Source organism: Streptococcus caecimuris, assembly GCF_943193075.1.
In the GTDB taxonomy this organism is placed as follows: Bacteria; Bacillota; Bacilli; order Lactobacillales; family Streptococcaceae; genus Streptococcus; species Streptococcus caecimuris.
On the sequence record NZ_CALPCT010000002.1, the window covers coordinates 150,265 to 164,072 of the forward strand.

11 protein-coding genes are annotated in these 13,808 nt (G+C 44.4%); all 11 read left to right on the top strand.

The window, feature by feature from the left end; all coding sequences use genetic code 11:
- Positions 1–52 precede the first annotated feature (52 nt).
- Positions 53–319, top strand: a complete 267-nt coding sequence (locus NFR56_RS01575; RefSeq protein ID WP_003004214.1) for an ACT domain-containing protein — start codon at positions 53–55, stop codon at positions 317–319.
- A gap of 17 nt (positions 320–336) precedes the next feature.
- Complete coding sequence (locus NFR56_RS01580) at positions 337–1,674, top strand: PFL family protein (RefSeq protein WP_070595600.1); 1,338 nt, start codon at positions 337–339, stop codon at positions 1,672–1,674.
- Between the two features lie 81 nt (positions 1,675–1,755).
- The gene (locus tag NFR56_RS01585; protein ID WP_251457234.1) at positions 1,756–2,445 is read left to right on the top strand and encodes a histidine phosphatase family protein; all 690 of its coding nucleotides are present in this window, start codon (positions 1,756–1,758) and stop codon (positions 2,443–2,445) included.
- 123 nt (positions 2,446–2,568) lie between these two features.
- Positions 2,569–3,270, top strand: a complete 702-nt coding sequence (locus NFR56_RS01590) for a histidine phosphatase family protein (RefSeq protein WP_061591473.1) — start codon at positions 2,569–2,571, stop codon at positions 3,268–3,270.
- On the top strand, positions 3,260–4,033 hold the full coding sequence (locus tag NFR56_RS01595; RefSeq protein ID WP_251457237.1) for a M15 family metallopeptidase: 774 nt from the start codon (positions 3,260–3,262) through the stop codon (positions 4,031–4,033). Before NFR56_RS01590 ends, NFR56_RS01595 begins: the two co-directional genes overlap by 11 nt.
- Before the next feature lie 168 nt (positions 4,034–4,201).
- Positions 4,202–5,236 carry a heat-inducible transcriptional repressor HrcA gene (gene hrcA, locus NFR56_RS01600; protein ID WP_251457251.1) on the top strand — a complete coding sequence of 345 codons (1,035 nt, stop codon included), beginning with the start codon at positions 4,202–4,204 and terminating at the stop codon, positions 5,234–5,236.
- A 24-nt stretch (positions 5,237–5,260) separates the two neighbouring features.
- A complete protein-coding gene (gene grpE / locus NFR56_RS01605; RefSeq protein WP_301355021.1) occupies positions 5,261–5,785 on the top strand; it encodes a nucleotide exchange factor GrpE in 525 nt (174 codons plus the stop codon).
- A 138-nt stretch (positions 5,786–5,923) separates the two neighbouring features.
- Complete coding sequence (gene dnaK, locus NFR56_RS01610; RefSeq protein ID WP_251457254.1) at positions 5,924–7,747, top strand: molecular chaperone DnaK; 1,824 nt, start codon at positions 5,924–5,926, stop codon at positions 7,745–7,747.
- A 214-nt stretch (positions 7,748–7,961) separates the two neighbouring features.
- Positions 7,962–8,594, top strand: coding sequence for a DJ-1/PfpI family protein (locus NFR56_RS01615; protein ID WP_118095882.1), 633 nt, complete (start codon positions 7,962–7,964; stop codon positions 8,592–8,594).
- Between the two features lie 270 nt (positions 8,595–8,864).
- A complete protein-coding gene (gene dnaJ / locus NFR56_RS01620; protein WP_003004734.1) occupies positions 8,865–9,998 on the top strand; it encodes a molecular chaperone DnaJ in 1,134 nt (377 codons plus the stop codon).
- A gap of 161 nt (positions 9,999–10,159) precedes the next feature.
- Positions 10,160–13,699 (top strand): family 20 glycosylhydrolase, encoded by a 3,540-nt coding sequence (locus NFR56_RS01625; protein ID WP_251457257.1) that lies wholly within the window; start codon positions 10,160–10,162, stop codon positions 13,697–13,699.
- Positions 13,700–13,808 lie beyond the last annotated feature (109 nt).

Genomic DNA, 13,808 nt, shown 5'->3' on the forward strand with positions numbered 1-13,808 from the left:
TTTAAGGGGATTGTGCTACAATGGAAGCAAATAGATAGAATGGAGCAGTGAAATGAAAGCAATTATTACAGTCGTTGGTAAAGACCAAAAAGGAATCGTAGCGGGTGTTGCAACGAAAGTAGCAGAATTAGGACTCAATATCGATGATATCTCTCAAACTGTATTGGATGAATACTTTACCATGATGGCGGTCGTATCGTCAGATGAGAAAAAAGATTTCACACAGCTTCGTTCAGAGTTGGAAGAATTCGGTCAGTCTCTGCATGTGAAAATCAATATCCAAAGCGCAGCGATTTTTGATGCTATGCACAATTTGTAAGATAGGGGTTGAGAATGATGGACATTAGACAGGTAACAGAAACCATTGCCATGATTGAGGAGCAGAACTTCGATGTTCGGACCATCACCATGGGGATCTCCCTTCTAGATTGTATCGATCCAGATATCGAAAAGGCGGCAGAAAAAGTCTACAATAAGATTGTGACAAAGGCCAAAGATTTGGTAGCTGTGGGGGATGAGATTGCGGCAGAACTTGGCATTCCCATTGTGAATAAGCGGGTTTCGGTCACTCCGATTTCTATTATCGGGGCAGCAACCAATGCGACAGATTATGTACCCTTTGCCAAAGCGCTGGACCGTGCGGCCAAAGAAGTTGGGGTCAACTTTATCGGTGGCTTCTCAGCCCTTGTTCAAAAAGGCTACCAAAAAGGGGATGAAATCCTCATCAATTCCATTCCTCGAGCTCTTGCAGAGACGGATTTTGTCTGCTCTTCAGTCAATATTGGATCGACCAAGACGGGGATCAATATGACCGCTGTCCGAGATATGGGCCGTATCATTAAAGAAGCTTCCCAAGCAGATCCAATGGGGCCTGGTAAGCTCGTAGTTTTTGCAAATGCAGTAGAAGATAATCCATTTATGGCGGGTGCCTTCCACGGTGTCGGTGAAGCGGATGTTGTCATCAACGTTGGGGTTTCCGGACCTGGTGTCGTCCAACGGGCCATTGAAAAAGTTCCAGGTGCAAGCTTTGATGTCTTGGCTGAAACAGTCAAGAAGACAGCTTTCAAAATCACTCGTGTTGGACAATTAGTGGGTCAAATGGCTAGTGAACGTCTCGGTGTTGAGTTTGGAATTGTAGACTTGTCTCTCGCGCCAACACCGGCTGTTGGGGATTCGGTTGCCCGTGTCCTTGAAGCGATGGGGCTTGAAGTAGTTGGAACCCATGGAACTACAGCAGCGCTAGCTCTGCTCAATGACCAAGTGAAAAAAGGCGGCATCATGGCTTGTAACCAAGTCGGTGGGTTGTCAGGTGCCTTCATTCCGGTCTCAGAAGATGAAGGGATGATTGCAGCGGTTCAATCAGGTCATATCAACCTGGAAAAATTGGAAGCCATGACAGCTATCTGTTCCGTCGGTCTGGATATGATTGCTATCCCAGCTGATACTCCAGATACGACCATTGCAGCCATGATCGCAGATGAAGCAGCTATCGGGGTAATCAACCAAAAGACAACAGCGGTTCGCATCATTCCTTATGGAAAAGAAGGTGATATGTTAGAGCTTGGAGGACTTCTTGGGTCTGCTCCGGTAATGAAGGTCAACAAAGCTTCGTCAGCTGATTTCATTGCCCGTGGTGGTCAAATTCCGGCTCCGGTTCATAGCTTTAAAAACTAAGAGAAATCTAGTATAATAGTAGAAAATAGAAAAGTCTGTGATGATGAAACTCCAGACTTTTTTCTTGCAAAAGGAGACAAGATGGCTAAAACAAGATTATTTGTGATTCGTCATGGGAGAACCATGTTTAATACCATTGGCCGTGCTCAAGGCTGGTCTGATACACCCTTGACAGCAGAAGGAGAAAAAGGCATTGAGGCTCTAGGGATCGGCTTGCGTGAGTCTGGTTTGGACTTTACCCGAGCCTATTCCAGTGATTCAGGTCGTGCCATTCAGACCATGGGGATCATACTTGATCAATTGGGTTTAAAAGAAAAAATTCCTTATCGCTTTGACAAGCGGATTCGCGAGTGGTGTTTCGGAAGCTTTGATGGAGCCTACGGTGGTGAGCTCTTTCATGGTGTCGTGCCGCGTGTGCTAGATGTGGAGGATTATAAGACCTTGACCTTGGAAGACTTGGCTAATGGAATTTGCCAAGTGGACACAGCAAATTGGGCTGAACCATGGGAAGTTTTGAAAAGCCGAATCCTAGAAGGTTTTGAAGCCATCGCCAAAGAAGTAGAAGAAAATGGTGGAGGCAATGCCTTGGTGGTCAGCCATAGTTGGACCATTCAGACCTTGGTCTGCTTGGTCGAAGGAAAACCAAATCTCAATTTGCCTCTTTCAAACGGTAGTGTTACCCTTGTAGAATATGAAGATGGAGTATTGACAGTTAAGGGGGTTGGAGATAGCAGTTACCGTGAGGTCGGTGAAAGCTTGCAAGAATCCTAGTCCATAATGAAAGGCTGACCCTTTGGTCATGGCCTTTTCTTTTTCTCAAAACTTGTAAGAGCTTTCCTACTTTCTTTTTGCAAAAAATGATATAATGAAAGAGATACATACGGAGGTAATACAATGACAAAAACCAGATTATATATTGCTCGTCATGGAAAAACCATGTTTAATACCATTGGGCGGGCACAGGGCTGGTCAGACACTCCGCTGACAGAAGCAGGAGAGCGTGGAATTCGAGAATTAGGACTTGGTCTCAAGGAAGCTGGGCTTTCTTTTGAAGAGGCTGTTTCGAGTGATTCTGGACGCACCATTCAAACTATGGGAATTATTCTTCAAGAACTTGGTCTGACAGGAAAAATCCCTTATCGTTATGACAAACGGATCCGTGAATGGTGTTTTGGTAGTTTTGACGGTGCTTATGATGGCGATCTCTTCATGGGAGTTTTACCCCGTGTCTTTAAGGTCGATGATTTCCATCAGTTGAGCCTGATGGAGTTAGCAGAAGGGATCGTCGAAGTGGATACCACTGGATGGGCTGAATCCTGGGGTACCTTGAGTGGCCGGATCCTAGAAGGATTTGAGGCCATTGCAAAAGAGGTAGAAGCAGCTGGTGGTGGTAATGCTATTGTGGTCAGCCATGGTATGACCATTACGACCTTGATTTATCTCATCGATCCAAAAGCGGTCGAAGAATTGGTCTTGGACAACGGAAGCGTGACGGTTTTGGCTTATGAAGATGGTGCTTTCAGTATTGAAAAGATTGGGGATATGTCCTATCGTAAGGTTGGAGCAAAACTTCTAGAGGGTGGCCATGACGAATAAGTATAGACGCGCAAGAAAAAAACGTAAGAAATGGTGGCCTTACCTATTGAGTTTCTTTCTTCTTGTGGTCCTTGGATCAGGAATTGGTGTTTACTTAGCGAAACCAAGCTTGTTTTCAGGGCTTCAGTTTTGGAAGGCTAAAAAAACAGCTGTAACGACTCCCTCTTCTTCTAAGAAAAAGAAAGAAAAATCAGATTTACCAGCCGTTTCGACCAAAGACTGGCAGTTGATCTTGGTCAATCGTGACAATGTGAAGCCTGAGTTGAACCCACAATTGACAGATGTGGATGCTATCAAAGTGGATAGTCGGATTGTAGAACCAACTCGTCAATTTTTAGAAGCTGCTCGAAAAATTGCCCCAGAAGAAACCTTGATATCAGGCTATCGAAGTGTGGCCGAGCAAACAGAGCTCTATAATGAACGTGTTGCGCAACTAGAGGCTAGCGGCCTTTCGCACGAAGAAGCTGAAAAGCAGGTGCAGACCCAGGTACAGGTCCCTGGTGCGAGTGAACACCAGACAGGGCTTGCCATTGATATGAGTGTCGAAGCTGGTCAAAGTGATGAGTTGGGCATGCAGCTGGCTGCCATCGCACCGCAATATGGCTTTGTCCTTCGCTACCCAGATGGGAAGAGCAACATCACGGGAGTGAATTTTGAGAATTGGCATTTCCGTTATGTTGGCGTAGAAAATGCTCAGTATATGGCCAAGCATCAGCTAGTATTGGAAGAATATATTCAACTCTTGAAAAAAGCTGGCAAATAAGAGGAGATTCACTTCTCTAGGTCTTAAGAATGATTTTTAGCACTCTTGAAAAAAGAGTGCTAATTTTTTGGATTTTTCTCTTGACTTTCTTTTGGATGGGTGTATAATAGAATCATGGTTTAGCACTTAAGTGTTTAGAGTGCTAAAAAATGAAAGAGAGGTGAGGTCATGGTTACAGAACGTCAAAATGAGATTCTCAATCTTGTTGTCGATATCTTTACCAAGACCCACGAACCAGTTGGTTCAAAAGCGCTACAAGATGTGATTCAATCCAGTAGTGCGACCATTCGAAACGACATGGCTGCTCTCGAAAAACAAGGCTTACTAGAAAAGGCCCACACTTCGAGTGGCCGCATGCCTAGCCGAGCTGGTTTTCAATATTTTGTTCAGAACTCGCTTGATCTAGAGTTGATTGATGAGCAAGATGTCTACCAGGTGGTGAAAGCCTTTGATTTCGAAGCCTTTAAGTTAGACGATATCTTGGATGCTACGGCCAAGTTACTAGCCCAGATGACTGGCTACACCGCAGTGATTCAGGATGTTGAACCGACACGTCAGCGCTTGACTGGTTTTGAGATTGTTTCCTTATCCAACCACGATGCTTTAGCGGTTCTGACCTTGGATGAATCAAAGCCTGTCACTGTACAATTTGCCATTCCAAAGAATTTCTTAACCAGTGACTTGGAGATCTTCCATCAGCTGGTTCAAGAACGTTTCATTGGAAATACAGTCTTGGATATCCACTACCGCCTACGGACGGAGATTCCACAGATTGTACAGCGCTATTTCAAGACGACAGACAATGTGCTGGATCTCTTTGATTACGTCTTCTCGCAACTGTTTCAAGAACTGGTTTTTGTGGAAGGAAAGGTTTCATCACTAACCTACGCCGATCTTCAGACCTATCAGTTCTTAGATAATCCCCAACACGTAGCTCTCGAGTTGCGAGGGGGGATGCCAGAAGACCAAATGACCCAGATCCTGGTTGCAGAATCCCAAGAGAAGGCCTTGAAGAATGTGACAGTGATTAGCCACAAGTTCCTAGTTCCTTATCGTGGGATGGCCCTCATGCATGTGATCGGTCCCGTAGAGATGGATTACAGGCGTGTGATTAGCCTGGTCAATGTCATCGGCCGAGTACTGGTCATGAAGTTGACGGATTACTACCGTTACCTCAACAGCAACCATTATGAAGTAAATTAAGACCAAATGAAAGGGGTGTATGCCTTGACAGAAGATATCAAAAAAGAAGACGTGAAAGAAGAGGAAGTTGCCCAAACAACTGAAGAAGTTGTAGAGGAAAGCAACCAACCTTCTGAGTTAGAAGAAGCACAAGCGCGTGCCGAGGAATTTGAAAATAAATACCTTCGTGCTCATGCAGAAATGCAAAACATTCAGCGCCGTGCCAATGAAGAACGTCAACAATTACAAAAATACCGTAGCCAAGATTTGGCAAAAGCGATCTTACCATCACTGGACAACCTCGAACGTGCCCTTGCCGTCGAAGGGTTGACAGATGATGTGAAGAAGGGCTTGGAAATGGTCCAAGAAAGTTTGGTACATGCTCTGAAAGAAGAAGGAATTGAAGAAATTCCAGCGGACGGAGCCTTTGACCATAACTACCACATGGCCATCCAAACCTTGCCTGCAGATGATGAACATCCAGCAGACACCATCGCACAAGTCTTCCAAAAAGGCTACAAACTCCATGACCGCATCCTGCGCCCAGCCATGGTAGTGGTTTATAACTAGTCTGCCTTGTCCGAAACGACACTAAACTATGAAAGAAAGATAAGACGCAAGCCGGAGGCTTGCAAGGAAGATATTTCCCGCCACTTAAGGGAAAATATCAAAAAGAAAAAAAGAAGATAAATTTAAGGAGAAAAACATATGTCTAAAATTATCGGTATTGACTTAGGTACAACAAACTCAGCAGTGGCAGTTCTTGAAGGAACTGAAAGCAAAATCATCGCAAACCCAGAAGGAAACCGCACGACTCCATCTGTTGTGTCATTCAAAAACGGTGAAATCATCGTTGGTGATGCTGCAAAACGTCAAGCAGTCACAAATCCAGATACAGTCATCTCTATCAAATCTAAGATGGGTACTTCTGAAAAAGTTTCTGCTAACGGCAAAGAATACACACCACAAGAAATCTCAGCTATGATCCTTCAATACTTGAAAGGTTACGCTGAAGATTATCTTGGTGAAAAGGTAACTAAAGCAGTTATCACAGTTCCAGCTTACTTCAACGATGCTCAACGTCAAGCAACTAAAGACGCTGGTAAAATCGCTGGTCTTGAAGTAGAACGTATCGTCAACGAACCAACTGCAGCAGCTCTTGCTTATGGTTTGGATAAGACTGACAAAGAAGAAAAAATCTTGGTATTCGACCTTGGTGGTGGTACATTCGACGTATCTATCCTTGAATTGGGTGATGGTGTCTTCGATGTATTGGCAACAGCAGGGGATAACAAACTCGGTGGTGATGACTTTGACCAAAAAATCATCGACCACTTGATAGCAGAATTCAAGAAAGAAAACGGTATCGACTTGTCAACAGACAAGATGGCCCTTCAACGTTTGAAAGATGCAGCTGAAAAAGCTAAGAAAGACCTTTCTGGTGTCACTTCAACACAAATCAGCTTGCCATTCATCACTGCAGGAGCTGCTGGACCTCTTCACTTGGAAATGACCTTGACTCGTGCGAAATTCGATGATTTGACTCGTGACCTTGTGGAACGTACGAAAACTCCAGTTCGTCAAGCCCTTTCAGATGCAGGTTTGAGCTTGTCAGATATCGACGAAGTTATCCTTGTCGGTGGTTCAACTCGTATTCCTGCCGTTGTTGAAGCTGTTAAAGCTGAAACTGGTAAAGAACCAAACAAATCAGTGAACCCTGATGAAGTTGTTGCCATGGGTGCTGCGATCCAAGGTGGTGTCATCACTGGTGATGTGAAAGACGTTGTCCTTCTTGACGTAACACCATTGTCACTTGGTATCGAAACAATGGGTGGAGTCTTCACAAAACTCATCGACCGTAACACAACTATTCCAACATCTAAATCACAAGTCTTCTCAACTGCAGCAGACAACCAACCAGCCGTTGATATCCATGTTCTTCAAGGGGAACGTCCAATGGCAGCAGATAACAAGACTCTTGGACGTTTCCAATTGACTGATATCCCAGCTGCACCTCGTGGTATCCCACAAATCGAAGTAACATTTGACATCGATAAGAATGGTATCGTATCTGTTAAAGCGAAAGATCTTGGAACTCAAAAAGAACAAACCATTGTTATCCAATCAAACTCAGGTTTGACAGACGAAGAAATCGACCGCATGATGAAAGATGCAGAAGCAAACGCTGAAGCGGATAAGAAACGTAAAGAAGAAGTAGACCTTCGTAACGAAGTAGACCAAGCTATCTTTGCGACTGAAAAGACCATCAAAGAAACTGAAGGCAAAGGCTTTGATGCAGAACGTGACGCAGCTCAAGCAGGACTTGATGATCTTAAAAAAGCTCAAGAATCAGGTAACCTTGAAGAAATGAAAGCAAAACTTGAAGCCTTGAACGAAAAAGCACAAGCATTGGCTGTTAAACTTTACGAACAAGCTGCAGCAGCGCAACAAGCACAAGCAGGAGCAGAAGGCGCACAAGCAACAGGCAACGCAGGCGATGACGTCGTAGACGGAGAGTTTACAGAAAAATAAGATGCAAAGCCCGTTAAAACCTCACAGTGAAAATAGGAAATCTGACGCAGAAACTTTAGTTTCTAGAAAGATTTATCTTTTTCACCAAGAGGTTAGGGCGTGCTCAATTCAGCATTACTAGTTTGATTTTTAAAACTTAAACTAGTAAGTATAAGAAGAAATCCAGAGGTTGCAACCCAGCCTCTGTTTTTCGGTAAAATAGAGGATGTTGCGTATGAAAAAAGTACTTTGTATCATTTATCCTAATTTTTCTCTTTATGAGATAACTGCTTTAACGAGTACTTTAGCTCTGTCTTTTGATAGTACGATTGATTATGCCGCTTCAGATCATTCGATGGTGGTCTCTGAGGATGGTTTGCCCTGTCAACCAACGAAAACACTAGATCAAATCCGTATAGAAGAGTATTCTTGTGTGATTTTGCCCGGAATGGTTAACATTGGACCTGCTCTACAGGATGAGAAATTGATTTCGTTCTTGAGGGACCTTGGTGGGCAAGATGTCCTCATTGCAGCCATTTCTTCAGCGCCTCTTTTATTAGCGAAAGCAGGTCTGTTGAAGGACACGAAATTTACAGGTGGAATTTGGCAAAACTTCTTTGATTATTTTGAATTTCTTCCACGTGAGAATTTCCAACCCAAACTGGTTGTGCAAGATAAACAAATCATTACGGCTATCGGTTTTGCCCATCAAGAGTTTGCAAGAAAAGTAATTCTAAGCTTAGGGTTGGCAGAGAATACGGACAACTATTTTAAAGAACGAAACGACTACTCAGAAGAGGATTTGATATTTACTCTATCGGACCAAGAGTTTGATCAAGTGAAGCGAAGTATAGAAAACAGCCTCTAAAGATTTACATGAAAATTATAGAAAGGAACAAAGAGTGTTCGTAACTGAACACGGGTTCCAGAAATTCTTACTCAATATAAAAGAAAGGAACTGAACCCGACCTAAATCGTGGTTTGATTCACAACATCAATAGAAAGGAACAAAGAGTGTTCGCAATCGAACACGGGCTACGGACTGTGCCAAAAAGATAGATTTTTCTAGGACGCAAGCGTCCGTCGTCAAAACTCCTATTTTGGCTGTGTCCGTTTAACGCCCTTTGTATCTTGAATTATGAACAATACTGAATTTTATGACCGTTTGGGCGTTTCAAAGAATGCATCTCAAGATGAGATCAAGAAAGCCTATCGGAAATTATCTAAAAAATATCACCCAGATATCAACAAGGAGCCTGGTGCTGAGGAAAAGTACAAGGAAGTTCAAGAAGCTTACGAGACTTTGAGTGACGAACAAAAACGGGCTGCTTATGACCAATATGGTGCTGCGGGTGCCAATGGTGGCTTCGGTGGTGGAGCAGGCGGTTTTGGTGGCTTTGATGGTGCTGGCTTTGGTGGCTTTGAAGACATCTTCTCTAGCTTCTTTGGTGGTGGTGCAAGTCGTAATCCAAATGCTCCTCGTCAAGGGGATGACCTCCAATACCGCGTCAATCTCAAGTTTGAAGAAGCGATTTTTGGTGCGGAAAAAGAAGTCAAGTACCATCGGGAAGCTAGCTGTCATACCTGTCATGGTTCTGGGGCTAAGCCAGGGACTAGTCCGGTGACTTGTGGACGCTGTCATGGTTCTGGAGTCATCAATGTGGATACGCAAACCCCTCTTGGGATGATGCGCCGTCAAGTGACCTGTGATGTCTGTCATGGTCGTGGTCAAGAAATCAAAGATCCATGTACGACTTGTCGTGGAACAGGTCATGAAAAACAAGCTCATAGCGTGAACGTCAAGATTCCCGCAGGAGTTGAAACAGGTCAACAAATCCGCTTAGCTGGTCAAGGAGAAGCTGGCTTTAACGGTGGACCTTATGGTGACTTGTATGTTGTTGTCAATGTTGAGCCGAGCGATCGCTTCGAACGAGATGGCTCAACCATCTACTACAAGTTAGACTTGAACTTTGTCCAAGCAGCTCTTGGAGATACGGTTCATGTACCAACTGTTCACGGAGATGTCGATTTGGTCATTCCTGAAGGAACCCAAACCGGTAAGAAATTCCGCCTCCGTGGAAAAGGGGCTCCAAGCTTACGTGGTGGTGCTATGGGGGATCAATATGTATCTGTCAATGTCGTCACCCCAACTGGTTTAAACGACAAGCAAAAAGAAGCCCTTCAAGCCTTTGCGGAAGCAAGTGATTTGAAGGTCAACCCAAAGAAAAAAGGGTTCTTTGATAAGGTCAAAGATGCTTTAGATGATTTATAAGAATGAACGAGTTTCCTTTTGAGTAAGGGGCTCGTTTTATTTTGGATCGAATCCAAGAACTTCCTCTCCTAATTAAAGAATAATGTGACCCCTCATTGAATTTATTAAGATATCGTGGTAAATTTAAGAAAACGATTACAAAGACAATTTAGGAGGTCCTGATGAAATCACATCAACCACGTTATGCGATTCGCAAGTATGCAGTAGGAGCTGCTTCGGTGCTCATAGGATTTTTTGCTGGTGCTCATGTTGTAGCTGCAGATACACCGACGACTACTGAAAGTCCTGCAACGACAGTTCCAACTCAGCCAAGCGAAGGCGAGGCGACGCTCTCCCCCAATGAGGAAGCTTCTCAGCCAACAGTAGAAAAACCAACGGCTCCTGCCCCAATCGTCGATCAAAGTCAACCGACACTGCCTGATCGAGAATTGCGGGTATCAGATCTTGACCGTTTGATTCGCGAAGAAGCAAGCTCTGTCGCAGAGTCGGATGTGGCAGCTCAACCAACGACAGCAGCGACGGAAACGCCTGCTAAAGATCCTGACCAAGAAGAAAAATTAGCCAAGAAAAAGATTGTTTCGATCGATGCCGGTCGCAAGTATTTCTCGCCTGACCAAATCAAGGAAATCATTGATGAAGCTAGTAAGACGGGTTATACAGACTTGCATCTTCTAGTTGGAAATGACGGCTTGCGCTTTGTGCTGGATGATATGTCTTTGAAAGTGGGAGATACTTCTTATTCTAGCCAAGCCGTGACGGATGCGGTTGAAAAAGGGACGAAGGCTTATTACGATGATCCGAACGGGACAGCCTTGACCCAGGCTCAAATGGATGATATTTTGGCCTACGCCAAATCGAAGAAAGTGGGTGTCATCCCAACCATTAATAGTCCAGGTCACATGGATGCGATTCTGACGGCCATGGAACAATTGGGCATTGAAAACCCTCACTTTAATTATTTTGGTACAAAGAAATCAGCTCGGACAGTTGATTTGGACAACCAAAAAGCCTTAGACTTTACCAAGGCCTTGGTAGACAAGTATGCGGCTTATTTCAGCGGCAAGGCAGATATTTTCAATATTGGTTTGGATGAATATGCCAACGATGCCACAGATGCCCATGGTTGGCAGGTTCTCCAAGCCAGCAAGCATTGGCCGGGTGAAGGCTATCCAGAAAAAGGCTATGAAAAATTCATTCAATACGCCAATGATCTAGCAGCTATTGTGAAAAAACACAAGATGAAACCAATGGCCTTCAATGATGGAATCTACTACAATGGCGATACTTCCTATGGTACTTTTGACAAGGATATCATTGTGTCCTACTGGACAGGTGGATGGAACGGCTATGATGTCGCTTCTTCAAAACTCTTGTCTGAACTAGGTCATCAGATTCTTAATACCAATGATGCTTGGTATTATGTGCTTGGACGGGACAAGGCTGGATCTGGTTGGTACAACCTTGATCAAGGCCTCGAAGGAATTTCCAAGTCAGCGATTGATGTGGTTCAAAAAAATGACGGGGCCAAGGTGCCTTTCATCGGTGGCATGGTAGCTGCCTGGGCAGATACGCCATCCGCAACCTACAAAAAAGACCTTCTCTTTAAGCTCATGCATGCCTTCGCGGACAAGAATGCGGACTACTTTGTAGCAGATCCTGAAGTGGTCGAAAAAGCTCTTTCAGAAGCTCCAACTGATTTGGATCACTATACACCGGAATCCCTAGTAGCCTTTACGGCAGCCAAAAAAGCTTTAGAAGGGGCAGGAGCAGACACGACTCGAGCAGAGGCCAAAACCTTGATCGATCATCTCAAAGCAGCTCAAGATGCTTTGGTGTATACAGAAAGCTACGCGAAAGAAGTTGCTGCAAAAGAAGCAGCAGAAAAACTCGCCATGAAGAAGGTCATCTCGATCGATGCAGGTCGCAAATACTTCTCGCTGGATCAGTTGAAACGGATCGTAGACAAGGCCAGTGAGCTGGGTTATTCTGACTTGCACCTCCTTGTCGGAAATGATGGCATGCGCTTCGTCCTCGATGATATGACGGTGGAAGCCAATGGCAAAACCTATGCTAGTGATGATGTGAAAAAGGCCATTTTAGAAGGCACCAAGGCCTATTACGATGATCCAAATGGCCAAGCCTTGACCCAAACAGAAATGGATGAACTCCATGCTTATGCGACTGCTAAAGGAATCGGCTTGATTGCGGCAGTCAATAGTCCTGGCCACATGGATGCTTTGTTGGTGGCCATGGAAAAATTGGGCATTGAAAACCCACAAGCCAGCTTTGATACGGTTTCAAAAACAACCATGGATCTGACCAATGAGGCAGCAGTCAACTTTACCAAAGCCTTAATTGGCAAGTACATGGACTACTTCAAAGACAAGTCTAAGATCTTTAACTACGGAACAGATGAATATGCCAATGACGCTACCAGTGCGCAAGGTTGGTACTACCTCAAGTGGTATGACCTCTATGGTAAATTTGCGGAGTATTCCAATAGTCTTGCAGCTATGGCGCGTGAAAAAGGCTTGCAGCCAATGGCCTTTAACGATGGCTTCTATTATGGAGATGAAGATGATGTTGCTTTTGACAAGGACGTCTTGATTTCCTACTGGTCTAAAGGATGGTGGGGCTATAACCTCGCATCACCGCAGTACCTAGCAGACAAGGGCTACAAATTCCTTAACACCAACGGAGACTGGTATTATGTTTTGGGAAGAACACCTGAAACAGGTGGTGGTTATATTGAAAAAGCGATTGCCAATGCAGCCGCTACTCCATTTAGACAACTCCCAAGTACAACATATCCTGAAACATCTTTGCCTATGGTCGGTAGCATGGTAGCTGTTTGGTGTGATACCCCAAGTGAAGAATACATTGAAAAAAATGTCTTTGATCTCATGGAAGCTTTTGCCAACCATAACAAGGACTATTTCAAAGCAGACTTCACTGCTCTTAGAAAAGCAGTTGCTACGGTGCCAACAGATCTAGATATTTACACACCAGAATCTCGCGCAGCACTTGCGAAAGTCTTAGATAGCTTGAATTGGAATGTGAGCCGTGCTCATCAAGATCAGGTGGATCAAGAAGTGGCCACTCTGACCCAAGCCCTTGCAGGGCTCAAGCCAATTACGCAAGTGGGTAGCTTGGCTGAAAATGACGTCAAAGCCCTAGTGGAAGACAAACCAAGTCTTGAAATCGTAGAAAAAGAACTTGGTTTTGACCTTGTGGAACGGACCAATCCAGATCTCGCTAAAGGAGAACGCAGAGTGATCCAGGCTGGGGTTAAAGGGCAAGATCTTGAGTATGTAGAGGTTTCGGCACTTGATCAAAGTCGAAAAGTGATCGCTACAGAAGTTGCTAAAGAGCCAGTTGCAGAAATTGTTGAAGTCGGTACCAAAGAAGTCGTGATCCCAACAAGCCCTTCAGTAGAAGCACCAGTGAAGTCAGATGTGCTTGTAAACAAAATGGTTTCAGATCCTTCAACACCTCAAGTGATTTCGAAAGATCAACCAGTAGCATCAGTAAATACCCCAACGCCAATTCCAGCAGCTGTGGAAAAAGAGGTTCGTTCAGAAGCAGTATCTTCTAACAAGCAACTTCCAGAAACAGGAGTGGAATCTGCTCTGGGACTCGCTTTACTAGGGGCGATCTTAGGAGCAGCAGGAATGGACTTGAAAAATAAAAAAAGAGACTAAGACCTAGTAGATTTGTAACAGGTCGAAGTTCGGAGAGTGGGACAGAAATCGGTAATTCGTTAGAATTCGATTTCGTCGTCCCACCTCCGCACAGTTGAGTAGGGCTGTA